The organism is Chromohalobacter sp. HP20-39 (assembly GCF_033052815.1).
Taxonomy (GTDB): Bacteria; Pseudomonadota; Gammaproteobacteria; order Pseudomonadales; family Halomonadaceae; genus Chromohalobacter.
Window position 1 is genome coordinate 1 of the sequence record NZ_JAWHTP010000388.1, and the last position, 324, is coordinate 324.

1 protein-coding gene is annotated in these 324 nt (G+C 71.9%); it reads right to left on the bottom strand.

Translation table 11 applies throughout. The features are described from left to right. Positions 1–50: 50 nt before the first annotated feature. On the bottom strand, positions 51–324 hold a 274-nt coding region (locus RVY79_RS18500), incomplete at its 5' end, for an amidohydrolase family protein (RefSeq protein WP_411161748.1).

A 324-nucleotide genomic window follows, 5' to 3' on the forward strand; every position in this document is an offset into this window, starting at 1 on the left:
ACGGCGGATTCAGCGCGATCCGGCCGCTGGTGCGTTGACGCTGGCGCCGCTCAGGACAGCCCCAGGCCAGGCTCCTGCAGCGCCGGGTCGACAGCGACGGCCGGCAGGGTTGCCAGCGCCAGCCCGGCGCTGTTCAGGGCGCCCTCGATGAAGCCCTGGTAGTCGGAATAGGCCTCGCCGACGATGTGCAGATTGCGCGCGCCGCTGCCGAAGGGCGCGAGCAGCGCGTCCGAGATGGCGAGCCAGTCCGCATAGCTGCCGGCCATGGTCAGGACCGGCCAATCGCTCCCCCACAATATCCGGCCGGCGCCGAACCGGCTCGCC